Consider the following 25900-nt stretch of genomic DNA (forward strand, 5'->3'; position numbering starts at 1 on the left):
GGCTGCACACCTACAATCACCACCGCGGACACACCGCACTGAAAGGGCAACCACCCGCCAGCCGCGTCCCCAACCTCACGGGTCAGTACAGCTAGTCCTGCCCCTATGGCCGCTGCTGCGGCGAACACCGCGTAGTGACCGTAGCCCCACAGCATGGCCGTGGTCTGGGTTTTGAGGCGACGCGTTGCGTCCTGGGCGAAGTACAGCCACCACAAGGCGGAGACGGTCAGGATGCCACCCAGCGCGATGAGCATGACGGAGCCGACTTTCGCATGGGTGTCCAGGGCGGTGCGGACGGCAAGGGCAGCCGCGGTGATGGACTCGCCGAGCACGATCAAGGTGAACAGCCCGTAGCGCTCGGCGATGTGGTGCGGGTGCCATGTGGTGCCCACGGCGCGTTCGGCCCAGACCGGCACCGCGAGTTCACCGGCTGCGAGGACGGCGAACGAGGCGATACCGCCGTCGTGGGGCACGGCCAGGCGGACCAGCCAGCCGATCTCCAGGACTGAGATGCCCAGGGCATACCGCAGTGCCGACCGCCGGCGTTCCCGGTCCGTGTACGCGGCGCGCAGCCACTGGCTCACCATGGCGAGCCGCATGACGACATAACCCCACGTGATGATCTGGAAGTCCCCGTGCTCCAGGGCCCTGGTGGCCCCTGCGGCCATGACCAGGGCTCCGGTGATCTGGATCAGGGTGAGGAGGCGATACGGAACGTCGTCCGTGTCGTAGGCGGAGGCGAACCAGGTGAAGTTCATCCAGGCCCACCAGATCGCGAAGAACACGAGTGCATAGCCGAGGAGGCCGTGATCAGGACGGCCCGAAGTGATCTCGTGCTCGAACGCCGAGGCCGCCTGGGCGACGGCGGCGACGAAACACAGGTCGAAGAACAACTCCAGCGCGGTGGCGGTGCGGTGTTCCTCACCGGCATGGCGGGCGAGCATCGGCCGGTGCCAGGCACGGGAGGGCAGCGAGGACTCAAGAACTGTCACCCTCGACGGCCTCACTGCCTTCACGCAGCCGCGTTCTGGTCGATCCGTACCGCCGAGATGTCCAGGGCCAGAGTCGCCTTGTCACTGACGAGCACGCCTCCTGCCTCCAGAGTCGTGTTCCAGGTGAGCCCCCAGTCCGAACGGCGCAGGGTGGCCCTGCCCTCGAAGCCGACCCGGAGCTGTCCGTCGACGTCTTCGGCGGCTCCACCGAAGACGAGATCGATGTCCAGCGGCAGCTCGACGTCCTTGATGCGCAAGCTGCCCATGAGACGGAACTCGTCGTCGCCGCGCTGGACGATTCCCGTGGAGCGGAAGGCCATCAGGGGAAACGTCGCTGAGTCGAAGAACTCGGGTCCTCTCAGATGCGCGTCGCGTTCCTGGATCCCCGTGTCGATGCTGTCGGTCTGGACACTCATATAGGCCGTCGACCGGGAGGGGTAGGAGCCGTCCAGCAGGAGGAGGCCCTCGAAACGGTCGAACCTGCCGCGAATGTTGGAGATCATGGCGTGCCGGACGGAGAATCCGACCATCGTGTGGGCCGGATCGATGGTGTAGGCACCGGTGAGTGCCGCGGAAGTGCCGGATCCGGGAGAAGTGGTTCGCTCGCGTCCTGTGAGCATGGTGAATGGCTTTCTCTACGGTTACTGCGGTGACAAGGCGCGCGCCTGGGACGGGAAGCCGCGTGGTCTCCCGCTGTGCGTTACTCGACGAGCTTTCCGTCGGTGGAGACGTCCTCCATGAGTGAGGTGATCTCCTTCGGGATGGAGGGGATGCTTTCGTGGGTGATTCCCGTGGTCGGGGACCACACGAGGTTGACGCGGAGGGCGGGATCCATGACGGGGTAGTCGCTGCGGTTGTGGCAGCCGCGGGTTTCCCGGCGTTCGAGCGCCGCTTCGAGGGTGGCGCGGGCCGCCAGGGCGGCCGATTTGAGGTCGAAGGCATGTGCGAGGTCCTGGAACCCGGCGATGTCGGGGTGTACGCCGACGTTCTCCATACGCTTCTCGATGGTGTCCAGTTCCGCCAAACCGGTGCGCAGGCCCTCTTCGTCGCGGACGACGCCCGCGTGTTCGGTCATGGTGTTGCGGATGGCGCGCTGCAGGGCGCGGACGTTCTCGGGTCCGTCGGCGGCGAGGAGTTCGTCGACCTCGCCACGGGCCTGAGCGATGGCTGCCGCGGAGCGGGGCTGGGCGGTGAGTGACTCGGAGTAGGCGGCAGCGGCCTGGCCGGTGATGCGGCCGTAGACGAGAAGCTCGATGAGACTGTTGCCACCGAGACGGTTGGCGCCGTGCAGGCCGCTCGACGCCTCGCCGATGGCGTACAGGCCGCGGACGTCCGTGCTGTGGTCCTCGGGACGGACCCAGACACCGCCCATCGAGTAGTGCGCCGTGGGGGCGACCTCGATGGGCTCGCGCGTGATGTCGAGCATCTGGAGGTCCAGAAGCGTCTGGTAGACCCGGGGCAGTCGATTCATGATGGTCTGCCGGGGCAGGTGGGAGACGTCGAGCCACACGCCGCCGTTGGGAGTGCCGCGTCCTTCCTTGATCTCGGTGTAGGAGGCGAGGGCCACGCGGTCGCGGGTGGACAGTTCCATGCGCTGCGGGTCGTAGCGGGTCATGAAGCGCTCGCCGAGGGCGTTGCGCAGGATGCCGCCCTCGCCGCGGGCGGCCTCGCTGACGAGGGTGCCCGCGGCGTTCTCCGGCTCGATGATTCCGGACGGGTGGAACTGGACCAACTCGGGGTCGCGCAGCCGGGCACCGGCCTCGACGGCCAGGCGGAAGGAGTCGCCGGTGTTTTCGTCACGGCGCGAAGAAGTGCGTCGCCAGATGCGGGTGTGGCCGCCGGCCGCGAGGATCACGGCGTCGGCGTGGATGAGGTAACGCTGTCCGTTGGTGAGGTCGAAGCCGTAAGCACCGAAGACGGCATCGTCGTGCACGAGGAGGCGGGTGATGTAGACGCTGTCGAGCATGGGTATGTTCAACTGGCTCGCGCGCCGGATGAGGGTGCGCTGGATCTCCAGGCCCGTGTAGTCGCCGGCGAAGGCGGTCCTGCGGAACTTGTGCGCGCCGAAGAAGCGCTGCGAGATACGGCCGTCCTCCTCCCTGGCGAAGGCCATGCCGTAGCGCTCCAGGTCGTCGATGCCCAGGGCGGCGCCCCGGGTGACGATCTCGGCGGTGCGGGGATCGCCGAGCAGGTAGCTCTCCTTGAGGGTGTCGGCGGCGTGCTGCTGCCAGCTGTCCTCGGGGTCCATCGTGGCCAGGGCCGCGTTGATCCCGCCGGCGGCCAGGGATGTGTGGGTGTCCTCTTTGGGGCGCTTGCCGACGGCCATGACATCGACACCGGCCTCGGCCAGCTCGATCGACGCCCTGAGGCCGGCCCCGCCGGTACCGATCACCAGCACCATGGTGGAAAGACGTTGTTCGGTGATAGCCACGATTGCTCCCATCGCTCCGGGTGGTCACTGACTAGGACCGGGTCCGGCGGTGGTTTGTGACACCGTGAGCGCAGCCTCAGCGCTCGACACGCGGTTACTCATGCGTGTGAGGACGGTGAGCGCGCGTTGGGGAAGCAGGGGGCTGAGCGACGCCTCGTTGGTCATCGTCAGCAGGGCAGAGAGACGGCGTCCGGTGTCAGAAGAGCCTCCAGGGACGCGATGTCCCCGGTACGCGCCGCCGAGACGAAGGTGTCGAGAAGCTGCCGGTGCTCGGCCGCGTCCACGGTCTCCTGGTGGTCGGCCGACAGGTGCTTACGGGCCCGGCTCACGATTTTGCGCACGTTGACGACGGTGAACCCGAGTATCTCCGCGATGTCGGCGTAGGCATAGTCGAATGCCTCACGCAGCACGTAGGCGGCTCGCTCGGTCGGATTCAGCTTGCCCAGCACGAGGAGCAGGGCCAGTTCGAGGGCCTCTGCCCGCTGCGCGCCCACCTCCGGGTCGTTGCTCGTGTCTATGGGCTCGGGTAGCCACGGACCGATGTAGGTCTCACGCCGCACACGGGCGGACTGGGCCACGTTGATGGCCAGCCGGGTGGTTGCCTTGGACAGGAACGCGACGGGACTCACCACCGCCGAACGGTCTGTCTTCTGCCAGCGCAGCCACACCTCCTGGACCACGTCCTCGGACTCCACCGCGCTTCCCAGCAAGCGGTACGCGATACCGAAAAGACGTGGACGGAGCTCCACGAAGACAGAAACGGCCTCGTCCATCGTGCTCGTAGTGGAGGGCCTGTCAAGATGCATGATCCTCTGTCTCCGTTCCTCTCAGGACCCGTGATGTCGATGGCGCACTCGTTGGTTCACCGTGTGACGGTCCGGCCCGCAGGCGCCTGGACACGGTTGCTTTGGCTGCACGCACAGGGGATGAGCCGGCCGCCACAGCGTCCGGTGTCACCACAAGGCGGGCACCAGGTCGATCGCGTCTTCTCTTCGACCGGGCACACCCTCATTCCGTTACAGGGCTGCCATGGTCGTTGTCTCCGGGGAGCAACACACTGTCACCTTCGACAGAGTGGTCACACTGTGGCGATGCTCTGAGGCCCTGTTGCGAAAGTGCTGGTCGCGGCTCGAAGGCGTGATGAGCCAACCGGGACAAAGTGTCCGAGCCGATCAGCCATGATGAGGGCTGGAAGCGTCGGCTGGGGGAGTTCGGTTGAGCAGGACTGTGCCAGTGATCTCCGGCGAAGCGGTGTTCTGGGCCTATGACGTGGCGCTCGGGGTTCTCTTTATCGAGGCGGCGCGCGTTGCTGCGGAGATGCCGGCGGATCTGCGGCCCCCGGGTTGGCCGGAGTTGGAGCAGGGGCTCCGCACCCAGGCGTTGGGGGGCAGCAGTTCCGCTGTCCTGCTTGACGACTTCGCTGTCGAGCAGCGGGAGGTACTCCTGAGTTGCATTCTGGAGGCGGCACGCCGGATCGAGGCCCGCAGCGGCGTGAGCCGGGAGGAGGTTTCGACCTGGCCCGATTTGGAGGAGAGTGCGACCAGCTTCCTGCGCGGTGCAGAACACATCGCTGCTGCTCCGCTTGTTGAGCTGGCGCAGGCTCTGGTCGATCTGGCAGCCGGCACGCTCTCCCCAGCTCCAGCTGAGCGCTATTGGTACTACGGAACCCCAAAGGGGCGGATCGTGCAGGGCGGACAGGGCTGCTGAGACGTTGCGTCATAGCCACTCGTTGATCGCTGCGACAAGCACGGTCGCTTTGTAGCGGACCGCCAGCTTGTCGTACCTCGTGGCTACGGACCTGTGACGTTTCAGCCGGTTGATCCCGCGCATTGTCAGCCCTTACCTTGTCCGGCCGGGTACCTGGACCTGCAGATGCTCGACATCACCCGCGAGCCGATCGAGATCGCGCCCACCGCGCACTACTCGACGGGCGGGGTGGTGGGTGCGCCCGGAGGACCACAGCACGGACGTCCGCGGCCTGTACGCCATCGGCGAGGCGTCGAGCGGCCTGCACGGCGCCAACCGCCTCGGCGGCAACAGCCTCATCGAACTGCTTGTCCTCGGCCGCTTCACCGGCCGGGCGGCGGCCGCCTATTCAGAGTTCCTGACCGCGCAGCCGCGGTCGCCGTCGGCCATCGCGGAGGCCCGGGAGGAGATCGACGATCTCCTCGCCGCCGACGGGCCGGAGAACGTTCGTGCTCTGCAACGCGCCATCCGCAACACCATGACCGAGCATGCGGGCGTCGTCCGCGATGAAGACGGCCTGCGCGCGGGACTGGCGGAACTCGCGGCGATCGAGAAGAGGATGCAGGATGTAGGCATCCACGCGGACATAGCCGGCTATCAGAACCTCGCGCACGCTTTCGACCTCAAGTCCGCCGCGCTGGCGGCCCGGGCCACCCTCGAAGCGGCACTGGAGCGCCGGGAGGCGCGTGGCTGTCACAACCGCAGCGACTGTCCCGACATGGATCCTGCTCTGCAGGTCAACCTCGTGTGGTCCCCGACGACGGGCGTCACCCGCGAGAGCGTTCCGGCCGTCCCCGAAGAGCTTTCCGCCCTGATGGAGGAAGTCTCGACCACGGGCAAACTCGTCGAATAAGAGGTGTCACAAACAGAACGCAGCCCACTCGATCGCCTCGTCGCCTCCTCCCGCATTGAGCGCGCCGGCCGGGGCTTGTATCGCACCGGGCGTTCCTAGCGCTCGGCGGTCACCGTGACGAGCCAAGGATCACTACGACGCAGGCGATGATCGTCAGGGTGATCAGCACCATTGCCGTGAGCGTTCCCCGCAGCCATTGCCGGATCCTGACGTGGTGCTGCGCCTCCATCGCGCCGACGCGTTCGGCGATGTGATCGGTCACCATGCGGGCTACCTGTTTCTGCTCGTCGACGTACCACTGCTCGATGTCCCGCTTCTGCTCGGGGGTGAGCCCCTCCACGCGCGCGGTGAATGCCGCCACGCGGCGGTACGTCGCTCCCCTGTGAGCCTCCCGGTACAGGAAGCCCTCGATGTCGGGCAGGCCGCGGGCGGCCTCCTCGCGTGCGGACACGGCGTACCCCCAATGAAAACGAGAACCCCACATGGTCATGGTGCGCTGCCTTCCTTCGCACGGCCGGCGCTCGGGTCCTGCGGCTGCCCACCCGTGACGAAGGCGTCCCGCGGACGCTGGACGGAGGCGAGAGACACGAGATCCCGGCCTGTCAGGGCCGCGGTGAGCCAGACCGCCAGAACGCGGATCTTGCGTTCCCAGCTGGGCACCGCGAGCACGTGATAACCCCTGTGCATCAGCCACGCCGGGAATCCCCTGATGACGATGCCCCTGTACTCGAAGATGCCCCGCCCCAGCCCCAGCGTCGCGACCACCCCCAGGCTGCCGTGCCGGTAGTTCCCGACTCGCCGACCGCGCAGGTCGGCCACGAGGTTCCTGGCGAGACGTCTGCCCTGTCGCACGGCGTGCTGGGCGTTCGGCACCGTGCGCGCGCCCGGCACCGGCGAGGCCAGGTCGGGGATGGACGCGTCGTCGCCGGCGGCCCACACGTTCGGTACGGGCTCGGCGTCCGTGCCCACGCGTAGATCGGCGCGGGCCAGCAGCAGACCGCGCTCGTCGAGGGGCAGGTCCGTGTGGTTGTGCACGACCGGGTTCGCGGCGTTGCCGGCGGCCCAGACGATCAGCTCGGAGTCGTACTCCGCTCCGTCGGAGAGGACGACGTGGCCGTCCTCGGCGGACAGCAGTTGCGTGTTGAGATGGACATGTGCGCCGCGGCGTTCCAGGTGGCGTACCACCCAGGCACCCGGCCGGTCGCTCACCTCGGGCAGGATGCGGCCCCGGGCCTCGACCAGGTGGAAGGACAGGTCGTCGATGCTCAGTTCCGGATAGGACCTGAGCATCGCGGTCGCCAGTGACAGCAGTTCACCGAAGCCCTCGACGCCGGAGAACCCGCCTCCCACGAACGTGACGGTGAGCAGCTTCTGCCGCTCGGGGCCGGCCGGCAGCGACGCGGCCTGGTCGAACGCGGTCATCAGCCGGTCACGGATCGCCACGGCCTCCTCCACGTGCTTGAGGCCGATGGCCTGCTGCGCGAGTCCGGGAATGGGGAAGGTGCGGGTCACCGCGCCGGCGGTGACCACGAGGATGTCATACCGAAGCTCGTAGGCGTCGCCGCGCACCGGGCGGACGGTCACCGTACGGTCCGCGTTGCTGATCCCGGTCACGGTGCCAGAGATCAGCCGGGTGCCCCGCAGGTGCCGCCGCAGTGACACGACGGCGTGACGTGCCTCCACCGAACCGGCCGCCACCTCGGGCAGGAAGGGCTGATAGGTCATGTACGGGCGCGGGTCGACGACCGTGACCCGCGCCTCGCCCGAACGCAGCTTCTTCTGCAGACCCCAGGCGGTGTAGAAGCCCGCGTATCCGCCGCCGACAATCAGAATCTCTCGCATGACTCCCTCTGCTTCCTGTCCGTCACCATGTAGACCGCTCAGGCCGGGCCGGTGTGACATTCGACGGCGGCTCAGGCCGGGCCGGTGTGTACCTGCTCGGCGTTCTCGCCTGTGTCCGTTTCACCCGCGGTCTCGGCGTTCACCGCTTTGTGGATCTCGACGGTGAGCCTGTGGACGAGTTCCGTGCGTGGCGTGTTGTGCCACCACGTGGATGTGGACGAACCACATCGATCCGGCGAACCGGGTGATCCAGTCGGCGATCCGCAACTGGACGTCCTCGGCGCGCTCCTTGCGCACCTCGAGACGGGCGGGGTGCCTGTGCGCCGGGGACGCTCGTCCCCGTACGGCGTCGGTCCGTCCGGCTCGGATGGCCCTTATCGAAGTGACTCACCGGGGCCGCTCAGGAGTTGGTGGACGGCTCCGTCCATGTCCAGGTGGCACTCCTCGGTACCGGGGGGCACCACCGCGAGGGTTCGCTGCAGAAAGCTCCCGAGGGCTCGCGCCGAGGCGGTCACCACGACCGCCTCCTGCTTCGGACACGGGCACAGTGCGATGTGTACACGGTCCGCCCCCGGGTCCCGGCAGGGCCAGACCTGGACGTCACCGACGCCGGTGAGCTTCACCAGCCCGTCCAGGAGGAGATCGCGACCGACCACCCAGCGCACGGTCGTGTCTGCGCACATGTGGAACGTCAGGGACACCGCGTAGGGATCGGCTCTGCCGTAGGACAGATCAAGCATCACCGGCCGGTCCACTCCTTCGGCGACGACCAGACGGACAAGCATCCGGCACACCACCGGCGTACAACTGTCGGGTTCTCTCATGACATCACCGCTCGGTAGATCTTGGGATCACGGAAGATTCGGAGGGCACACGGTGTGATGCGTCCAGCGCCGCTCGTGTGATTCAGGGACATCACGATTCTGCGAGGCTGTCGTGTGCTCGCACCATCAGTCAAATGACCCGCAAGTCGCCACGCAGTCACGTGACTGATGTTTGTCCTCGCCGACCGGTGCACGGTGAACCCAAGCCTTCCCGCCCCACAGCGGGAGGGACGGCGCAAACGTACGGAGTCACCATGTCACTCGGCTCGCGCGTCGAACGGTTGCCCAGGACCCCTGCCGCGGACGCCAGTCAGTCCCCTGAGGTGGTGGGGCGTGCGCGGCAACTCCGGGAGATCACGGCGCTGATCGGGCAGGGCTCGGCCGCTGGCCGTGCCCTGCTGCTCTCCGGGGAGCCGGGCGTGGGCAAGAGCGCCCTGCTCGGGGAGGTCGCCAGGGTCATGTCCGGGTCGGGTGCCCGGGTGCTGTCGGCCGTCGGCGTCCGGTTCGAGTCCGAGCTCGCCTACTCCGGCCTTCACCAGTTGCTGTTGCCGCTGAACGACCGGATCGAGCGCTTGGAGGACAGCCACCGGAGGGTTCTGCGCAGTGCGCTGGGCTACGGGGGCGATCCGGTGCCCGACAGTCTTCACGTCTCCGACTCGGTGATCTTCCTGCTGCGCCGAGTGGCAACCGAACGCCCTGTGTTCATCGTCGTGGACGACCTCGGCTGTTTCGACCGGGCCAGTTCGGAGGTGCTGGGCTTCGTCGCCCGTCGGTCGGCGGGCAGCCGTATCGGATTCCTCGCCGCCTGCAGAACGGGAGACGAGACTTTCTTCGACCGAGCCGGGCTCACCGAGTACGAGTTGCCGCCGCTGGATCGCGACGCGGCCGTGGAACTGCTCGGAGTCCGCTTTCCGGGGCTGGCCGGACCGGCGCGGGACCGCGTCCTGGCGCAGGCGCAGGGCAACCCGCTGGCGCTCGTGGAGCTGCCCGCCGCGCTGAGCGGCCCGCAACGCGGCGCGCCGGCCGATCTGCACGACGTACTGCCCCTCTCCTCACGTCTTCGGATCCGCCTCGCTTCGCGCGTGGCCCGCCTTCCGGCCGAGTCGCGCCGGCTTCTGCTGCTGCTCGCCCTCGACGACACCGGAGATCCGGGAGTCCTCCGTGCCGGATCGGACGACCCGAAGGCTCTTACGGCGCTGTCAGCGGTGGAGTCGGACCGTCTGATCACCTTCGACGACACGAACCGACGGTTCGTCTTCCGGCATCCGCTGACGAGGGCCGCGGTCGTCGAGACCAGCACCCTGACCGAGCGATGCCAGGCCCACAGGACCCTGGCCGAGATCCGCGCGGAGACGCCTGAGCGGCGGGCCTGGCACCTGGGACGGGCAACGCTCGTTCCCGACGAGCGTGTCGCCGCCCTGCTGGAGGAGGCCGGGCATCGTGCCGCCACGCGAGGTGACGCTGCAGAGGCGGTCGCCACGTTCACCAGGGCCGCCGAGCTGAGCCCCCGTGCCGTGGACCGAGGACGCCGGCTGACCCGGGCCGCATACCTCGGTGCCGACGCGACCGGTGAGCTGCGCGCGGCGTCGGAACTCCTCGACCGCGCCCGGCGCGCGGACCCGGGCCTCACCGGGTCTCCGCTGACCGCCGCCACGGCGGCTCTCCTCCTGCTCAACGGTGGTGACGGCGACATCGACATGGCCCACCGTCTCCTGGTGGAGGCCATCGAGACCGGCAGCCACGGATACGACGCCGAGGACGACCTTCTCATCGAGGCACTGCACATCCTGCAGCTGGTGTGCTGGGCCGGTGGTCGCGATGCCCTGTGGGAACCCTTCCACGCGGCCCTCGACCGTCTGAAGCCGGCTGCACCTCCGCTGCTCTCTGCCTGTGGCATTACGTGGAGGGACCCGGCCGGCACCGGCTCGGTCGGCCGTCACGGCATGGCCCCGGTCCGCCTCGACCGGCTCACGGAACTGCGAGGCGTCTCTTGGGAAGCGGTCCGTCGGGGACGCCGGGGCGGCCATGTGCGCCGGCACATCGACGCGCTCATGCACCTGTGTCTGCAGGATTTCCCGGCCGGCCGGTGGGAGGAGGCCGAAACGCTGGCCGCCGAGGGCCTGAGGATCTGCGAGGAGCGCCAATACCCGTTCTTCGCCTGGTATTTCGAGTACCACCAGGCCCTGCTCGCCGCCGTCCACGGGCACTTCGAAGAGAGCAGGAGCACGGCCGACCGAATCACGCAGTGGGCCGTGCCTCGTGGAGTTCTGGCGGCGGCGGCCTGCGCCGACCATGCGCGAGTCCTGGCCGAACTCGGTGCCGGCGACTACGAATGCGCGTACCGGCACGCCGTGGCGATCAGCCCTGCGGGCCGCCTCGCGCCCCACGCTCCGTACGCGCTGTGGGTCTGCATGGACCTGGTGGAAGCGGCGGTGCACACCCGGCGCACCGCTGAGGCGGAGGCACACGTGCGTGCGATGCGGGAAGCCGGTGTCGCGGCTCTCTCCCCGCGGCTGGCGCTGTTGGTGGCGGGCTCGGTCGCGCTGGCAGCACCCGATGACGGCGCGGTCGAGTGCTTCGAGCAGGCGCTGGTCGTCCCGGGAGCGCAGGACTGGCCCTTCGATCTGGCGCGGATCCGGCTGGCCTACGGGGAGCGTCTGAGGCGCATGCGCTTCGTCACGGAGGCCCGAGCCCAGCTGGACTCGGCGGCCGAGGTGTTCGAGCACCTGGGCGCCCGGCCGTGGGCCGACCGGGCCACGGGCGAACTCCGCGCCACCCGCCGGTCCCGCACCGGAGCGAAGCACGGTTCCGTGATCCTCACCGCGCAGGAGCGGGAGATCGCCGTACTCGCCGCTTCCGGGTTGACCAACAAGCAGATCGGCGAACGTCTCCACCTCTCGCCCCGAACCGTTGGGTCGCACCTCTACCGGTTGTTCCCGAAACTTGGAATCGCCTCACGTGCGGCACTGAGGGACGCGCTCGCGTCCCTTGCAGGAAGCAACGCCTTCTAGGCCTGCGAAGAGGTGGCAGACCGCTCCGCCCGGGACTGCTGAGCCGGGAGCGCGGCCAGGGCCTCGCCGAGGGTGACACGCGAGGTGATGCCGAGCTTCCGGAAGATCCGGTGCAGGTGGGCCGCCACGGTTCGGTGGGAGAAGAAGAGACGTTCGCCGATCTGTTTGTTGCTCAGCCCGGTCGCGGCGAGTGCGGCGATCTCCCGTTCCTGCTCCGTGAGCGGCTCGGCCCCCAGGTGCTGGTGGGCCCCCCAGGTGGCGGTACGGCCGTTGGCCCGCAGCTCTTCGGCCGCCCGCGCGACCCAGGGGGCGGCCCCGAGACGGCGGAAGGTCTGGAGGGCGGCGGCGAGGTGCGTCCGGGCGTCCTGGGCGGCCCGTGCGCTACGCAGGTGCTGCCCGTAGGCCAGGCGGACGCGGGCGAGGTCGAAGGGCCAGCGCTCGGCACCGGGAACGGCGAGCGCTTCCTCGAAGGCGTCGGCGGCCCGGTCCTCGGGGGCGGCGAGCGCGGCCGAACCGGCGGTGACCAGTGCCAGGCGGCCGGAGATTCCGGGCAGGCCCGTCTCCCGCATCGCGGCGACATGGGCGAGTGCCTCGGCTCGGCGTCCGCTGCGCACCGCGGCTTCCACGAGGTCCATGGCAACCCACAGAGCCAGCGGGGCATGCGGGGCCAGCACGCCTGAAGGGCTGATCGCCGAGGCGTCGAGGAAGGCGTCCTCGTGCTCACCACGTCCCAGGGCGGCCAGTGCCGTCATGTGCCGCGCGAAGTGCTCGACGGTCCACGCACCGCGGGGTACCGCCCACTCCGTGATCCTCTCTGCCAGCCCCCGCACCGTGCCGTCGTCGCCCCGCGCCGCGGCCAGCAGGCCCTGGGCCCGGTGGAACTGCTGGGCCAGCATCTGATATCCGTGGGCCTCGCTCAGCGCCAGCCCCTCCGCGGCGAGACGGCCGCACTCGTCCCACCGACCCGTCGTGAAGTCGTCCAGGCACAGCACCACCAGCGCGATGAGCGCCGACGTGACCGCGCCGCCTTCGCGCCCGTTCTCGACGACGGGCCAGAGCGCCGCACGGCACCCTGTCGCCCGGTCCACGAACAGTGCCGCCATTGCGATCCGTTCGATCCGGCTCGGGTCGGTCTGCCGGTGCAGGTCGTGGATGACCGCATCGAGAAGGCCGAGGGCTGTCGGGGAGGAGCGTGCCGGGTCGGCGTAGACGTCGCCGAGCAGTTCCTGGAGGGGAGGCATCGGCACGGTCAGCTGTGACATGGCGGCCTGGTACGCGTTCCAGAGCTCGGGTCTGCCCGCGCACAGACACACCCTGCGCAGGGTGCACAGCGCCTCGAAGAGCGCCTCGTCGTCGCCGTCGGACCTGCCGTCGCGGGTCATGATCGCGCCGACCAGCAGCCGGTGCGCGGTGTTGACATCACCGTCGCGGTTGAGCAGCACCTGGGCGGCCGCGGCCGCCGCCCGCAACGATCCCCGGAGTTCCGGGTCGGCACGTCGGGCCTCCACGAGCAGTTCAGCCGCGGTAAGCAGCTCTCCGGCCACGTCCGCGCCCACGAAGGCGGCTTCGGCCAGCCGTCTGGCGCGGTTCGCGGGGCCGGGAGTGAGGTCGGCGGACCGCACCAGCGCGTTGAAGGCACCGACGGCGTCCCCGCGCCGGCGGACCCGGTGTGCGGTGTCCTCCAGGAGCGCGGCGACCTGCTCGTCAGGATCGGGTGTGGCCTCGGCCAGGTGCCAGGCCCGGCGATCGGGCTTGCTGGTGAGCGCTTCGGCCAGAGCCAGGTGGGCGTCCAGGCGCTGACCGCTGGTCGAGCCCGACACGACGGTCGCGCGGATCAGCGGATGGTGGAAGGACAGCCGCCCCAGACCTCGGTGTTCGATCCGCAGCAACTGCGCCCGCTCCGCGGGAGCGAGAAGGGCCAGTACGTCCTCGCCGGGGGCGGCGGCCCGCAGGACCGACAGGTCCCCGCCGCCCTCCAGCGCGGCCAGGAGCAGCAGGCGGCGGGTGGGGGCCGGCATCTCCGCGACCCGGGAGCCATACAGGTCCCGCAGCCGACGGCTGAGCGGGAGTACCTCGGACAGCAGCACTCCCGCGCTGCCTCGCGAGTCGTCGAGCGCGGCCGGCAGTTCCAGCAGTGCCAGCGGGTTGCCCCGCGCCTGCGCGAGGACCCGACGCAGCTCCTGCCCGGTGAGCAGCGGGAAGTGGGTGCCGACCAGGGCGGCTGCCGCCCTGTCGTCCAGTGGGGACACAGTGTGTTCGGGAAGCCCCGCGCGTTCGAAGAAACTCTCGAACCCCGGCCGCGAGGCCGCAAGAAGGCCCACTCGGCTCCCGGTCAGCCGCCGGGCGACGAACGCGAGCGCCGCGGCGCTCGCCCGGTCGATCCATTGCAGGTCGTCGATGACCAGCAGAACGGGACGACTGCTCGCTGCCCGGCGGAGCAGTGCCAGTACGGCCCCGTAGAGGACCAGCCGATCCACCGGGGCGCCGTCACTCGCGCCCAGCGCAACGGTCAGGGCTTCCCGGTGCACCGGGTCGAGCCCGTCGCACTCGTGCAGCAGGGGTTCGAGTACGTGGTTCAGTCCGGCGAAGCTCAGATCCGCGAGGAACTCGACCCCGTCGGAGCGCAGGACCAGCGCACCGGCCGCCGTCGCCGCCGTTGCCGCGGCATCAAGAAGCACGGACTTGCCGACACCCGGTTCCCCGGACAGCACCAGCACCCCACCGCGCTCGAGCACCTGGTCGACGTACGACCGAAGCAGCTCCAGTTCCCGGTCGCGTCCTACCAGCCCCTCGGTCGTGCTGCGCGGCGCCGAACCATGACCAGCCACAGCGTCCCCCTTCGAGATCTGACGTGGCGGACTCTCGTCCCCCGGGCCGTGGTTAGTCCTCGGAAGGCCGCGGGGCTCGCAGGTGGGCCCGTTTCGACAGCTCTTCCTCTTCGACCAGGGTGAGCATCGGCCGGCCGGGCGCGCACAGCATGATGACGACGTACTTGGCCGGCGTATCCGACAGGGCGTTGCCGTTCTGGTAGTGGATCACGTCACCGCCCGGCTCCCAGAAAGTCTCACCGGCCTTGATCACCCGCTCGGGCTCGCCCTCGAGTTCCCACCGGACGGCGCCTTCGGTGACGTAGCCGAAGCACGGCCCCGAGTGTCGGTGCGGCGGCGTCCCGGGGTGTCCCGGAGGCCACTCGACCACCACGGTCATCGCCGAAGCACCCTCCGGCACGAAGGGCGGCTTGACGTCCGCCAGCATCCTGGGCCCGGTCCCGTCCTGGCTCCCGTGCTCGTCGAGTCCGCTCATGGATGTCTTGTCCAACACCGTGTCATACCTCCGCTAGATCCGACTTGGTTCGCCTAGAAGACAACGCAGGGCACCGATGTGTGACACAGCGAGCGACTACGGCTGGACACAGTCGAATGACTCATGCAACTCGCCACCCGATTACGGAAGCTGAGCTTGTAGACGGACCGGCGGCGAACCGCCGCCTCCAGGGTGCGGAAGCCGCCATGACCGTTGTTCCGGCTGGTGACGAGCCGACTCCCCCCTTCACACGAAAACACAACGTCAGGAGCCACACCATGTCTCACGGACCCGTCAGCCGGTCAGGCGGACACAAGCGTCGGTACGCGCACCGTCGGTTCGACGGCGTGGGCGGTGCCGCATGAACGACCACAACGGCGGTCTGACCGTCGGCGTAGATCTCGGCGGCACGAAGATCGCCGCCGGGACGGTCGACCCCGGCGGGGAGGTCGTCTCCCGGGTGCGCGTCCCCACCCCGCACGACCCGGACCGGATCGCCGGGGCGATCGCCGAGGCGGTCCAGCGGGTCCGCAAGGGCTGGGACGACGTCCGAGCGGTCGGTGTCGGAGCAGCCGGATACGTGGACGCGGACCGCTCGACGGTGCGCTTCGCACCCAACCTGGGCTGGCACGACAAGGAGATCCGGGACATCGTCCAGGAGGCCACCGGGCTTCCGGTCGTCGTCGAGAACGACGCGAACGCCGCCGCTTGGGGCGAGTTCATCCATGGAGCCGGTGCCGGGCATGACGACATGTTGATGGTCATGGCGGGCACCGGCCTGGGCGGCGGCATCATCAGCAGGGGCCGGCTCTTCCGCGGCCGCTTCGGCATGGCCGGCGAGATCGGCCACTACCGGGCGGTTCCCGACGGGCTCCCCTGCCCCTGCGGCCAGCACGGCTGCATGGAGCAGTACGCCAGCGGGGCGGCCCACACCCGCCGCGCCCGCGAGATGGCGGCCGCCGATCCGGCACGGGCCGCGGTGGTGCTCGCGCTGGGCGACGGCACCCCCGACGGCCTCGACGGGCACCATGTGACCGAGGCTGCCCTCAGTGGCGACCCCTTCTCCCTCGAGGTGTTCGCGCAGTCGGGCCGCTGGTTGGGCCAGGCCCTCGCCGACCTCGCCTCCATCCTCGACCCGTCCGTCCTCGTCATCGGCGGCGGCCTCGGCGACACCGGTGAGCTGATCAGGCGTCCGGCCGAGATGTCCTACCGTCGGGCCCTCGGCGGCGGCGAGCACCGCGTCTACGCCGAGGTCCGCACCGCCACCGTGGGGTCGGACGCCGGCCTCATCGGCGCGGCGAACCTCGCCCGCCTGCACGAACTGCTCTCAGCCCCGACGGTCGGCGTCTGAGCGGCGGCATGCTCGCCGCCCGGCACCACGACCGGTGCCCGTCATCAGCGCGGTCGTCCATCCGATCCCCGTCCCCTACGACTGGTACGCCCGCCTGGCCGGGAGCTCCCGCCTGCGCCGGTGCGTACCCGGTCCTGTGAAGGAGTCCTTGTCCATGACCGCGAACGCCTCTTCAGCGGGGCGGGCCCACTCAGGGGCCGCGCTCCGCCCGACCAACCTCCGGCGCGTCACCTATATCTCGGCGGCCGCGTCGATCGGCGGGTTCCTGTTCGGCTACGACAGTGCCGTCATCAACGGCGCCGTCACCGGAATCCAGCACCGATTCGATGTCACCTCCAGCGAGACGGGCACCATCGTCGCCTCCGCTCTGCTCGGTTCCGCCTTCGGAGCGGCCGTCGCCGGCCGTCTCGCCGACCGCATCGGCCGTCGGCGCGTGATGCACTTCGCGGCGGTTCTCTTCGCGATCAGCGCGCTCGGCTCGTCCATGCCCTTCTCCGTCTGGGACCTGGGCGCCTGGCGCGTCGTCGGCGGTGTGGCGATCGGCCTCGCCTCGCTGATCGGGCCCACCTACATCGCCGAGGTCGCGCCGCCCGACCATCGCGGGCGGCTGGCCTCGTTCCAGCAGGCGGCCATCGTGCTCGGCATCACCGCCTCCCAGCTCGTCAACTGGGGCATCGCCCAGGGGGCCGACGGCAAGAGCGAGAACCCGCTGGGCGCCCTGGATGCCTGGCAGTGGATGCTGATGGCCGCGGTCGTACCGGCGCTCGCCTACCTGTTCCTCACCTTGCGCATCCCAGAGTCGCCGCACTTCCTCGTCGCCACGGGCCGCGAGGTCCAGGCCCTCGCCGTGCTGCGCGACCTGCAGGGCACGTACGCGGGCTCCGAGGAGCGGATCGCCGAGATCCAGCATGCTCTCAAGACCGATCACAAGCCGCGGGTACGCGATCTGCTCGACGGCCGCTTCGGACTGCTGCCGATCGTGTGGGTCGGCATCGGGCTGGCCGTCTTCCAGCAGCTCGTCGGCATCAACGTCATCTTCTACTACTCGTCGCTGCTGTGGCAGTCGGTGGGCATCGACCAGGCCAACTCCCTTCTGATCAGCCTGTCCACGTCGATCATCAACATCATCGGCACCGTCGTGGCGATGCTGCTGATCGACCGGGTCGGACGGAAACCGCTCGCGCTGACCGGTTCGGCCGGCATGGCCGTGTCGCTGGCCTTCGCCTCCTGGGCCTTCTCGTACAAGACAGGCAGCGGCGGCAGTCTGTCCATCCCGGACGCCCAGGGCATCGTGGCGCTGTTCGCCGCCCACTCCTTCGTGTTCTTCTTCGCGGTCTCATGGGGTGTGGTGCTCTGGGTGATGGTCGGCGAGATGTTCCCGCTGAGGATCCGCGCCGCCGCGATGTCGGTGGCGACCGCCGCGAACTGGATCGCCAACTGGGCCGTCACCGAGAGCTTCCCCCGCATGTCGGACTGGAACCTGTCGTCCACCTACGCGATCTACGCGGCCTTCGCCGTGCTCTCGTTCGTCTTCGTCGCCGTCAGGGTGCGCGAGACCAACGGCAAGAAGCTGGAGGAGATGGGATGACAGCGTCTCGTACCCCCGTGATGAACAACGGTGTCCTGCCCGTCCGCCCGGCGGCGGTCCGGTGGCCGGCCGCGGCCTGCCGAGGCGCCGACATCGAGACCTTCTTCCCGTCTCCGGGCGACCTGGCGACCGTCCGACGGGCGCTGATGATCTGCGATCGGTGCCCGGTGCGGATTCCGTGCCGCAGGTATGCGCTCGACCACCGGGAGCGGCACGGGATCTGGGGAGGTCTGACCGAGGAGACACGGGAGACGCTCATCCGCATCGGGCCGCCGCCGGCCGTGCCCTCTCTGCCACAGGAACCCGTCGCCGAACCCATCGTGGAACGGGGGTTCGCCCTGCTGGAGTCGTCGCGGGGCGCGGTGAGCGCGGAACCGGCCGGGCCCACCGGCTCGGCCGGTTCTGTCGCGTGACCGTCTTCGGAGCCGGGCCTCGGCGCCGCGGCGCAGACGAGACTCGAGTCGTTCTACCGATGGTGCGATCGCGCCGAGGGTGTAGGGGGCCACGGTTAGGATGTGGTGCGACGTGACTCCCTGCACTGAGGAAGCCGCACATGTTCAGCACAGCAGCCGGGGCCCTCCAGAGGCCGGACCGAGCCTCCGCGCGATGATCGGCCGGGACGAGGAGCTGCGAATCCTGCGCGGGCTGCTGGCGGACGCGGCGGACGGACGCGGCAGTGCGCTGTTGATCCACGGCACCGCCGGTGTCGGTAAGTCGGCTCTGCTGCGCTCGGTCGGTGCCGAGGGCACCGAGGGCGGTTTCAAGGTGCTGAGCGCAGCCGGTGTGGAAACCGAGCTGTGGCTGCCGTTCGCGGCTCTGCAACTGCTGCTGCAACCGGTCGCCGACGGCATCGGGAAGCTGCCGCCTCCGCACCGCAGCGCGCTGGTCGACGCCTTCAGCGCCACCCAGATCGAGCCCCACATCTTCCGGGTCGCGCTCGCCGTGCTCGAACTGCTCACCGACGAGGCCGACCGGCAACCGCTCCTGCTGCTCGTCGACGACCTGCAGTGGATCGATTCGCCGAGCCGGGACGTCCTCAGATTCGTGGTCCGGCGCACCCGCGATCTTCCTGTACTGATCGTGGCGGCGTCCCGGGTTCACTCTCCCGACTCCTACGCCCCGAGCGCGCAGCCGGACCTCCATCTGCAACCGCTCGACCGGTCCGCCGCCGCCGAACTGCTCGACGCGGGTGCACCGGACCTGTCGGCGCCGCTGCGGGCCCTCATCCTGGAGCGCGCCGCGGGCAACCCGCTGGCCCTGGTCGAGCTGCCCAAGACGGTGCAGGACATCGCACCGCAGCTGGACGATCTGCCGCTGACCCAGCGGCTGGAGGACGCGTTCGCCGCGCGTACGGACTCGGCGAGCCCGGAGTGCCGAACGCTCCTGTTGGCCCTGGCCACCGAGCCCAGCGCACCACTGAACCGGCTGCTGGACGTGTCGAGTCGTCTGACGGGCACGACGGTTTCCGTGGACGCGGTGCAGGAGGCCGTCGACGCGGGCCTGGTCGGTCTGGTCGGTCGTAGCCTCGAGTTCCGGCATCCGCTGATGCGCTCGGCGATCTACACCCGTGCCACGGTCGCCGACCGGCTGGCCACCCACCGCGCCATTGCCGTGGCCATGGCCGACATCCCCGAGCGGCAGCTCCTCCACCTGGCGGCCGCGACGCTGGGCCCGGACGAGGAACTCGCCGCCAGGCTGGAACGTTTCGCCGACACCGCGCTGGCCCGGGGCAAGGTGGCCTCCGCCGTGCCGGCCCTGCGCCAAGCGGCCGAGCTCGTCCAGGACCCGCGCCGCAGGACCGAAATCCTGGTCCGGGCGGTCGAGTCGGCCAGCGAGATCAATGACCGGGTTCACACCCAGCTGTTGCTGGACCGGGCCGACATGAGCGAACTCGGCCCGCTGGAGCGGGCCCGCCTCATGGTCGTCTCCGACAAGGCGGCGTTCGAACCCGACGAGCCGCAGCGCCGGATCGAGGACATGGTGATCACAGCGGCCGGCGCGTTTGACGCAGGCGGCGTGCAGGTCGCCGAGAACCTGCTGTGGCGGGCGGCCGCCCGGTGCTTCTTCCAGGACGGCGACGCACGGGTGCGCACGCTGGCCGCGGCTGAGCTGGACCGATGGAACCCTGATCCGGACGCTCCCGTCGTGCTGACGGTACGGGCGTACACCGAACCGTTCCGGTACGGCGCCGAGGTGATCACACGGCTCGACAGCCTGCGGCCGGACCGCCTGGACGGCCGGATCATGCATTTCCTCGGCAGCGGCGCGATGGTCCTGGGCGACGCCACCCTCGCCGCCCGGTACCTGTCACTGGCGGCCGCGGCGTGGCGGTCGCAGGGCAGGCTCGGGCTGCTCGCCCGGTCACTTGCGGGCAGTTGGCCGCGGGTGTACCTCGGTCAGCTCGATCGGGCCCGCGAGGAGTCCGTCGAGGGACTCACGCTGGCCGAGGAGACCGGGGAGTGGATCGTCTGGCTGGGGGTGAAGGCGACAGGGAGTCTGGTGGCGGCGCTGCGCGGGGAGACCGAGGCCGCGGAGCGGATGCTCGGCGAGCTGCGCGCCCACCGGCTGTTCCCCGGCATGCCTTTCGCCGCTGTCATGGCGCAGCAGGCAGAGGGCCTGCTCGCGCTCTTCGACGGCCGCGCGGCCGAGGCGTACGACGCACTCGCGCGCGCGTTCGATCCGACGGACCCGCATTACCACTCGGTCAGCCGCTGGCTGCTCGCACCGGACCTGGCGGACGCCGCAGTGGCCGCGGGCACCGTGCAGGGGGCCCGGGAACTACTGGACGGACTCCCCGAGCTGGCCGCCCGACTGCCCTCGGAAATGATGGTGGTGGCCCACGTCTACACCGAGGCGGTGCTGGCGCCGGACGACACGGCGGAGGAGCTCTACACCGCGGCGCTGGCCGAGTTGCCCGCCGGCTGGGCCCTGGCGCGGGCCCGGCTGCACCTGCACCAGGGCCGCCGGCTGCGTCGGCAACGGCACAACGTCGAAGCCCGGAACCCGCTGCGCAGCGCCCGCGACGAGTTCGACCGGGTCGGCGCGCGGCCCTGGGCGGAGATGGCTCGCGAGCAGTTGCGTGCCGCCGGCGAGTCGAGCGGCCGGCGGCAGGCGAACACCAGCGACCGGCTGTCGGCCCAGGAGATGCAGATCGCCGTGCTCGCGTCGCGGGGACTGAGCAACCGGGAGATCGGCCAGCGCCTGTTCATCTCGCACCGCACCGTCGGAGCCCACCTGTACCGCATCTATCCCCGCCTCGGCATCACCAGCCGTGGCAAGCTCGCTGCCGCGCTCGCCGCGCTCCAGGACGGAGACCCGGCGAGCGACTCGTCAGGCGCCGACGCCGTTGACAACACGTAGTCACCCGCCTGCTCGACTCTTGGCCGCCGGGGCGGGGAGAGACGCCGCTGCCTGAAATCGACGAGGACCGGCGGGCGTCCCGTTTCGCCCCCCGCGTTGCGCGCTCAAAGTCCGTGGGGAACCGCCCTGACCAGCCCCGTCACTGGGCGGGCGAGCCTGCTCAATCGTTCTGCGGGCCCGCAGACGAGCCGGCTCGTCACGGTCGACCACGGTCACCGCGATCAGCAGACGGATTACCATACTCAGCGAACATTCCGGACAAGGGAGCTGCCATGGCGAGCCGCGGTGCACGGGCCGGGCTTCTCGGCAGGGAGAGCGAGTGCAAGGCCCTCGACGAGCTCGTGGCAGGTGCCAGAGCCGGGCGCAGCGGTGTCCTGGTCCTGCGCGGTGAGCCCGGGATCGGCAAGACCGAGCTGCTGAGACATCTCCTCGGTCGTGCCACCGGATGTCGCACCATCAGAGCGGCCGGCGTCCAGTCCGAGATGGAACTCTCCTACGCCGGCCTGCACCAGCTCTGCGCTCCTCTGCTCAGCGGGCTCGACCAGCTGCCCGAGCCTCAGCGTGATGCGCTCGGCACGGCTTTCGGTCTGCGCGCCGGCGCCGCGCCCGACCGGTTCCTCGTGGGTCTGGCCACCCTGAGTCTCATCGCGGACGCAGGCGGTGGCCAGCCGCTGGTCTGCGTTGTCGACGACGCACAGTGGCTGGACATGGCGTCCGCGCTGACCTTGGAGTTCGTGGGTCGCCGACTGCTCGCAGAATCGGTTGTGCTCGTCTTCGCCGTCCGTGAACCCAGTGCCGGCCATACGTTCGGCAGCCTTCCCGAGCTGTCCCTCACGGGACTGATCGAGCGTGACTCCCGGACACTGCTCGACTCGGTCGTCACCGGTCCGCTGGATGAACGGGTGCGCGACCGCATAGTCGCCGAGTCACGCGGCAACCCGCTGGCCCTGCTCGAGCTGCCGCGCGGGTTGACCACGGCGGAGATGGCCGGAGGGTTCGGGCGTCCGGACGTATCGCCGTTGTCGAGCCAGATCGAGCAGGGGTTCCTCCGCCGCGTTCAGGCGCTTCCGTCCGAGACCCGACGCCTGCTGTTCATCGCCGCCGCGGAACCGCTGGGCGACGTGACACTGCTGAGGCGCGCGGCCGGCCGCCTCGGGATCGACGCCGACATCGCCGTGTCGCACGAAGGCGTGGCAGACCTGATCACACTCGGCACCCGGGTGCGGTTCCGGCACCCGCTGGTGCGCTCGGCGGCCTATCGAGCGGCGGGCCCGAGCGAACGTCGAGAAGTGCACAGGGCGCTGGCCGACGTCACCGATGCCCGGCTCGACCCCGACCGCCGGGCCTGGCACCTGGCCGACGCGGCCTCGGGGCCCGACGAGACAGTGGCCGCTGCACTGGAGCGCTCCGCGGACCGGGCCTACGCACGCGGCGGCATCGCCGCGGCCGCCGCCTTCCTCCAGCGTGCGACCGCGCTGACACAGGATCCCGCGCGACGCGCACAGCGCGCGCTGGACGCGGCACAGGCGAAACTCCACGCCGGGGCGTTCGAGCCGGCCGCCACCCTCCTCGCCACGGCGGCGGCCGGACCCCTCGACGAACTGGGCCGAGCGCGGATCGAGGTGCTGCGCGCCGGGATCGCGTTCGCCCAGAACCGCGGCGGCGAGGCCCCGCAACTGCTGCTCGCCGCCGCTCGCCGGTTCGGCCGGCTCGACGATGTCGCACTCGCTCGTGAGACCTACCTGGACGCCATAGCGGCGGCGACATTCGCCGGCCGCCTGGCGCGCGGCCCAGGGCTGCTGGAGGTGGCCGAGGCCGCCCGTGAGGCCCCGCCGGCACGGCAGCCACAGGTGGCCGACCTGGTGCTGGACGCCCTCGCCGTGCGAGTCGTCGACGGTTCTCCAGCCTCGGCGTCGATGATGGAGCACGCACTCGAAGCACTCTGCGACGAGCGGCTTCCCGTACAGGAGCAGCTGCGCCGGCTCTGGCTCGCGTCCATCATCGCCTCGGATCTGTGGGACGACGAGCGCTGGCACGCGGCCGCGACCCGTCATGTGACGGTCACCCGCGAGGCCGGAGCGCTCAGCGCTCTCCCCGACGCACTCGACTCCCGCGCGTTCGTGCACCTCATCGCCGGGGAACTGGCCGCGGCCGAGTCGCTGATCGAGGAGATCGAGGCGGTGTGCGCGGCAACCGGCAACAGCAACCCGGGACGTGTGGGCCCCCTCGGCCTGGCCGTCTGGCGTGGTCGCGAGGGAGAGGCCCGTACGTTGATCGACGCGGCCCTGGCCGAGGCGGTGCCGCGGGGCCAGGGGGCCATGGTCACCGTCACACGCTGGTACGAGGCGGTGCTCTGCAACGGGCTCGGCCAGTACGCGCAGGCGCTGGCCGCGGCCCGGGAGGCAGCGGCCGAGCAGCGGGAGTTCTCTTCGCCGCGATGGGGCTTGGTCGAGCTGATCGAGGCGGCCGTACGGAGCGGCTCACCCGAGTCGGCCGCCGACGCGCTGGAGCATCTCTCGGAGGTGACGCGAGCCAGCGGCACCGACTGGGCGCTGGGCGTGGAAGCCCGCTCGCGGGCGCTGCTCAGCGAGGGCGACTCCGCGGAGCGGCTCTACCGTGAGGCGATCGAGCGGCTCGCACGGACCCGGGTCCGCATGGACCTCGCCCGTGCACATCTGCTGTACGGGGAGTGGTTGCGCCGCGAGAACCGCCGCTCTGATGCCCGTGCCCAACTGGACGTCGCGCACGAGATGTTCAGCCGGTTCGGGGCGGAGGCGTTCGCCGAACGCGCGCGAGGCGAGTTGCAGGCGACGGGGGCGAAGGTCCGCACCCACGCGGTCGCGACGCCCACGGCTCTCACCTCGCAGGAGGCGCAGATCGCCCGACTCGCCGGGCAAGGGCTCACGAACCCCGAGATCGGCGCCCAGTTGTTCATCAGCCGGCACACAGTCGAGTGGCACCTCCGCAAGGTGTTCTCGAAGCTCAGCATCTCTTCCCGCCGGGAGATCCGTGCCATCCAGTTCGAAGACGAGGCGACATCGGCCTGACCGCGACCGGAGTGACCCCGAAATCCGAGACCTGGACGTTGGACACCTCGTATCCAGGGGGTCCTCACGGACATGGGCCGGAGCCTGGGTATCCATCCCTTGTTCTTCGCGGGCAGCCCCGGCTCTCGGGCCGGGGGGAAGGCGATCCTCGGCCTTGAGGCGCGAGGCGTTGGACTTCTCTGCGTCTTCGGAGCGGCGGTCAGGCCGGGCGTGTCTGGCTCTCGACAGGACACCGTCTCAGTCCCGGTCTGCAGCGGACACGTTGTTCGACCCACCAGGCCCACCAGGTAGCCCAGGCACCCGAGGTGCACCGGAAGAGGCATCCGGCCGGTTCCAGAGGCGCAGTTTGTCGGGGTTCAGAACGGCCCAGACCTGGACGACGTGATGGCCGGCGATGTCGAAGCTGATCACGGCGGCGACCTGACCGTCGTAGCGCACGACGATCCCCGTCCGGCCGTTGACGGAGTGGAGGTCCAGAGCGGTGCGGGGGCGGTGGGAGAGCAGAGTGAGCAGGCTGCGGGCGACCTTCAGGGCACCGTGGACCGGCCGGTCCAGAGCCCGCACCTTGCCACCGCCGTCGAAGAAGGCCGTGGCGTCGGGGGCCAGCAGAGATGACAGGAGGGCCGAGTCCTCCGCAGCGCAGGCCTCACGGACCGCCCGGACCATCCGGTCGTGCTGCTGCGGCATGGTGGGACTCGAACGCCTGGTTCGCAGGGTGCGACGGGCCCGTTCGGCGAGTTCGGTACATTCCCGTTCCGTCCGGCCCACGATCTCGGCGACCACCTGTGGCGCCATCCCGAAAACATCATTGAGGACGAACGCTGCCCGCTCGGCCGGGGACAGGGAATCCAACGCGTTCAGCAGAACCTCGCTGACCTCGTCCGTCAAAGACGGACAAACCCTCACCGTCGTATCACCGGCTGTCCCTGCCGCGCCCGGTTCTCGACGCGCGGGCAGGGCCAGGCATGTCAGGCAGATGGCGCCCGCCGTCTTCACCAGCCAGGAGAGCGGCTCCGTGATCCGCGCCCTCTCCGGATCGGATAGGCCGTACCACCGCCGGTAGGTCTGGGTAACGACTTCGTCGGCATCAGGACCTGTGCCCACCATCCAATAGGCGACGGCCAGCAGGTGCTGCCGCTCGTCGAGCATCTCAGCGATCGGCACCGCGTCATCGGCCTGGTCCATACGGCATCTTCCCTCTCACACGGCAGTCCATCGCCTACACCGCGACGTCTCGGCCGACGTCCGGAACGGCCTCGGTGGACCGAGCGCGCTGTCCCGACCTGTTGTGTCCGACGTTCTGGTCACGCTGTTCTCGACAGTGCAGACCGGACAGACATGGACCATGTGACACGGGCAGTGACGCGGGGGAGGAAAGTGCCTGCGAACGCGCTGGGTGACGTTGAGATGCGGGCGGGTGCATGCCCCCAGTGGGCCGACACGCGACTGGCTGAGTGGCGACCCGTAGGGGACAGGGACCGGCCGGGCCCGCACGTCTCGAGCCCGCGGCGACGAGGGGCACATGTCACACATTCGATGAGCGTCCTGTCAT

Annotated in this window: 15 protein-coding genes and 4 pseudogenes; 8 read left to right on the top strand and 11 right to left on the bottom strand. The window is 69.9% G+C overall.

The window, feature by feature from the left end:
* Positions 1-80 precede the first annotated feature (80 nt).
* The 4 genes and pseudogenes from ABZZ74_RS43775 to ABZZ74_RS43790 form a co-directional block, all read right to left on the bottom strand.
* Positions 81-944, bottom strand: a pseudogene (locus ABZZ74_RS43775) (low temperature requirement protein A); the annotation flags it as partial.
* A 68-nt stretch (positions 945-1012) separates the two neighbouring features.
* Entirely contained in the window at positions 1013-1612 is a 600-nt protein-coding gene (locus ABZZ74_RS43780; RefSeq protein WP_356949714.1) for a YceI family protein, read from the bottom strand.
* A gap of 80 nt (positions 1613-1692) precedes the next feature.
* The gene (locus ABZZ74_RS43785; protein WP_356949738.1) at positions 1693-3393 is read right to left on the bottom strand and encodes an FAD-binding protein; all 1701 of its coding nucleotides are present in this window, start codon (positions 3391-3393) and stop codon (positions 1693-1695) included.
* 206 nt (positions 3394-3599) lie between these two features.
* Positions 3600-4196 (bottom strand): annotated as a pseudogene (locus tag ABZZ74_RS43790) (sigma-70 family RNA polymerase sigma factor); the annotation flags it as partial.
* A gap of 460 nt (positions 4197-4656) precedes the next feature.
* On the opposite strand from ABZZ74_RS43790, the gene ABZZ74_RS43795 reads away from it, so the two are divergent.
* Entirely contained in the window at positions 4657-5130 is a 474-nt protein-coding gene (locus tag ABZZ74_RS43795; protein WP_356949715.1) for a hypothetical protein, read from the top strand.
* Positions 5131-5139: 9 nt separating this feature from the next.
* Here ABZZ74_RS43795 and ABZZ74_RS43800 read toward each other — a convergent pair.
* A pseudogene (locus ABZZ74_RS43800) lies at positions 5140-5241 on the bottom strand (IS5/IS1182 family transposase); the annotation flags it as partial.
* 42 nt (positions 5242-5283) lie between these two features.
* Between ABZZ74_RS43800 and ABZZ74_RS43805 the strand changes: the two are divergent.
* Positions 5284-6022 (top strand): annotated as a pseudogene (locus ABZZ74_RS43805) (FAD-binding protein); the annotation flags it as partial.
* A gap of 109 nt (positions 6023-6131) precedes the next feature.
* Here the strand turns inward: ABZZ74_RS43805 and ABZZ74_RS43810 are convergent.
* The 3 genes from ABZZ74_RS43810 to ABZZ74_RS43820 all read right to left on the bottom strand — a co-directional run bounded on the left by ABZZ74_RS43810 (position 6132) and on the right by ABZZ74_RS43820 (position 8649).
* Positions 6132-6473, bottom strand: a complete 342-nt coding sequence (locus ABZZ74_RS43810; protein WP_356949716.1) for a hypothetical protein — start codon at positions 6471-6473, stop codon at positions 6132-6134.
* Between the two features lie 35 nt (positions 6474-6508).
* On the bottom strand, positions 6509-7864 hold the full coding sequence (locus ABZZ74_RS43815; protein ID WP_356949717.1) for an NAD(P)/FAD-dependent oxidoreductase: 1356 nt from the start codon (positions 7862-7864) through the stop codon (positions 6509-6511).
* Between the two features lie 374 nt (positions 7865-8238).
* Entirely contained in the window at positions 8239-8649 is a 411-nt protein-coding gene (locus ABZZ74_RS43820) for an SsgA family sporulation/cell division regulator (protein WP_356949718.1), read from the bottom strand.
* A 293-nt stretch (positions 8650-8942) separates the two neighbouring features.
* Here ABZZ74_RS43820 and ABZZ74_RS43825 point away from each other — a divergent pair, with 293 nt between their 5' ends.
* On the top strand, positions 8943-11699 hold the full coding sequence (locus ABZZ74_RS43825) for an AAA family ATPase (RefSeq protein ID WP_356949719.1): 2757 nt from the start codon (positions 8943-8945) through the stop codon (positions 11697-11699).
* Here ABZZ74_RS43825 and ABZZ74_RS43830 read toward each other — a convergent pair.
* Positions 11696-14527: an AAA family ATPase gene (locus ABZZ74_RS43830; protein WP_356949720.1), complete on the bottom strand. Its 2832-nt coding sequence runs from the start codon at positions 14525-14527 to the stop codon at positions 11696-11698. The genes ABZZ74_RS43825 and ABZZ74_RS43830 overlap by 4 nt on opposite strands.
* Before the next feature lie 52 nt (positions 14528-14579).
* Positions 14580-15002: a cupin domain-containing protein gene (locus ABZZ74_RS43835; protein ID WP_356949721.1), complete on the bottom strand. Its 423-nt coding sequence runs from the start codon at positions 15000-15002 to the stop codon at positions 14580-14582.
* Positions 15003-15363: 361 nt separating this feature from the next.
* Here ABZZ74_RS43835 and ABZZ74_RS43840 point away from each other — a divergent pair, with 361 nt between their 5' ends.
* The 5 genes from ABZZ74_RS43840 (at position 15364) to ABZZ74_RS43860 (ending at position 24348) form a co-directional block, all read left to right on the top strand.
* Complete coding sequence (locus tag ABZZ74_RS43840) at positions 15364-16353, top strand: ROK family glucokinase (RefSeq protein WP_356949722.1); 990 nt, start codon at positions 15364-15366, stop codon at positions 16351-16353.
* A gap of 154 nt (positions 16354-16507) precedes the next feature.
* The gene (locus ABZZ74_RS43845; protein ID WP_356949723.1) at positions 16508-17941 is read left to right on the top strand and encodes a sugar porter family MFS transporter; all 1434 of its coding nucleotides are present in this window, start codon (positions 16508-16510) and stop codon (positions 17939-17941) included.
* Positions 17938-18354: a WhiB family transcriptional regulator gene (locus tag ABZZ74_RS43850; protein WP_356949724.1), complete on the top strand. Its 417-nt coding sequence runs from the start codon at positions 17938-17940 to the stop codon at positions 18352-18354. The genes ABZZ74_RS43845 and ABZZ74_RS43850 overlap by 4 nt, the downstream gene beginning before the upstream one ends.
* 193 nt (positions 18355-18547) lie before the next feature.
* On the top strand, positions 18548-21301 hold the full coding sequence (locus tag ABZZ74_RS43855) for an AAA family ATPase (protein WP_356949725.1): 2754 nt from the start codon (positions 18548-18550) through the stop codon (positions 21299-21301).
* Between the two features lie 272 nt (positions 21302-21573).
* Positions 21574-24348 (top strand): AAA family ATPase, encoded by a 2775-nt coding sequence (locus ABZZ74_RS43860; RefSeq protein ID WP_356949726.1) that lies wholly within the window; start codon positions 21574-21576, stop codon positions 24346-24348.
* A gap of 237 nt (positions 24349-24585) precedes the next feature.
* On the opposite strand, the gene ABZZ74_RS43865 is transcribed toward ABZZ74_RS43860, so the two are convergent.
* On the bottom strand, positions 24586-25533 hold the full coding sequence (locus ABZZ74_RS43865) for a sigma factor-like helix-turn-helix DNA-binding protein (protein ID WP_356949727.1): 948 nt from the start codon (positions 25531-25533) through the stop codon (positions 24586-24588).
* Between the last annotated feature and the right edge of the window lie 367 nt (positions 25534-25900).

The sequence above is a fragment of the Streptomyces sp. NPDC006476 genome (genome assembly GCF_040612015.1).
Taxonomy (GTDB): domain Bacteria; phylum Actinomycetota; class Actinomycetes; order Streptomycetales; family Streptomycetaceae; genus Streptomyces; species Streptomyces griseorubiginosus_B.

Bases quoted from the DNA above. Each gene is read 5' to 3' on its own strand.
- ABZZ74_RS43855 (WP_356949725.1), top strand. From the start codon at position 18,548: ATGATCGGCCGGGACGAGGAGCTGCGAATCCTGCGCGGGCTGCTGGCG.
- ABZZ74_RS43785 (WP_356949738.1), bottom strand. From the start codon at position 3,393: ATGGTGCTGGTGATCGGTACCGGCGGGGCCGGCCTCAGGGCGTCGATC.
- ABZZ74_RS43860 (WP_356949726.1), top strand. From the start codon at position 21,574: ATGGCGAGCCGCGGTGCACGGGCCGGGCTTCTCGGCAGGGAGAGCGAG.
- ABZZ74_RS43825 (WP_356949719.1), top strand. From the start codon at position 8,943: ATGTCACTCGGCTCGCGCGTCGAACGGTTGCCCAGGACCCCTGCCGCG.
- ABZZ74_RS43840 (WP_356949722.1), top strand. From the start codon at position 15,364: ATGAACGACCACAACGGCGGTCTGACCGTCGGCGTAGATCTCGGCGGC.
- ABZZ74_RS43835 (WP_356949721.1), bottom strand. From the start codon at position 15,002: ATGAGCGGACTCGACGAGCACGGGAGCCAGGACGGGACCGGGCCCAGG.
- ABZZ74_RS43815 (WP_356949717.1), bottom strand. From the start codon at position 7,864: ATGCGAGAGATTCTGATTGTCGGCGGCGGATACGCGGGCTTCTACACC.
- ABZZ74_RS43820 (WP_356949718.1), bottom strand. From the start codon at position 8,649: ATGCTTGTCCGTCTGGTCGTCGCCGAAGGAGTGGACCGGCCGGTGATG.
- ABZZ74_RS43845 (WP_356949723.1), top strand. From the start codon at position 16,508: ATGACCGCGAACGCCTCTTCAGCGGGGCGGGCCCACTCAGGGGCCGCG.
- ABZZ74_RS43780 (WP_356949714.1), bottom strand. From the start codon at position 1,612: ATGCTCACAGGACGCGAGCGAACCACTTCTCCCGGATCCGGCACTTCC.
- ABZZ74_RS43865 (WP_356949727.1), bottom strand. From the start codon at position 25,533: ATGGACCAGGCCGATGACGCGGTGCCGATCGCTGAGATGCTCGACGAG.
- ABZZ74_RS43850 (WP_356949724.1), top strand. From the start codon at position 17,938: ATGACAGCGTCTCGTACCCCCGTGATGAACAACGGTGTCCTGCCCGTC.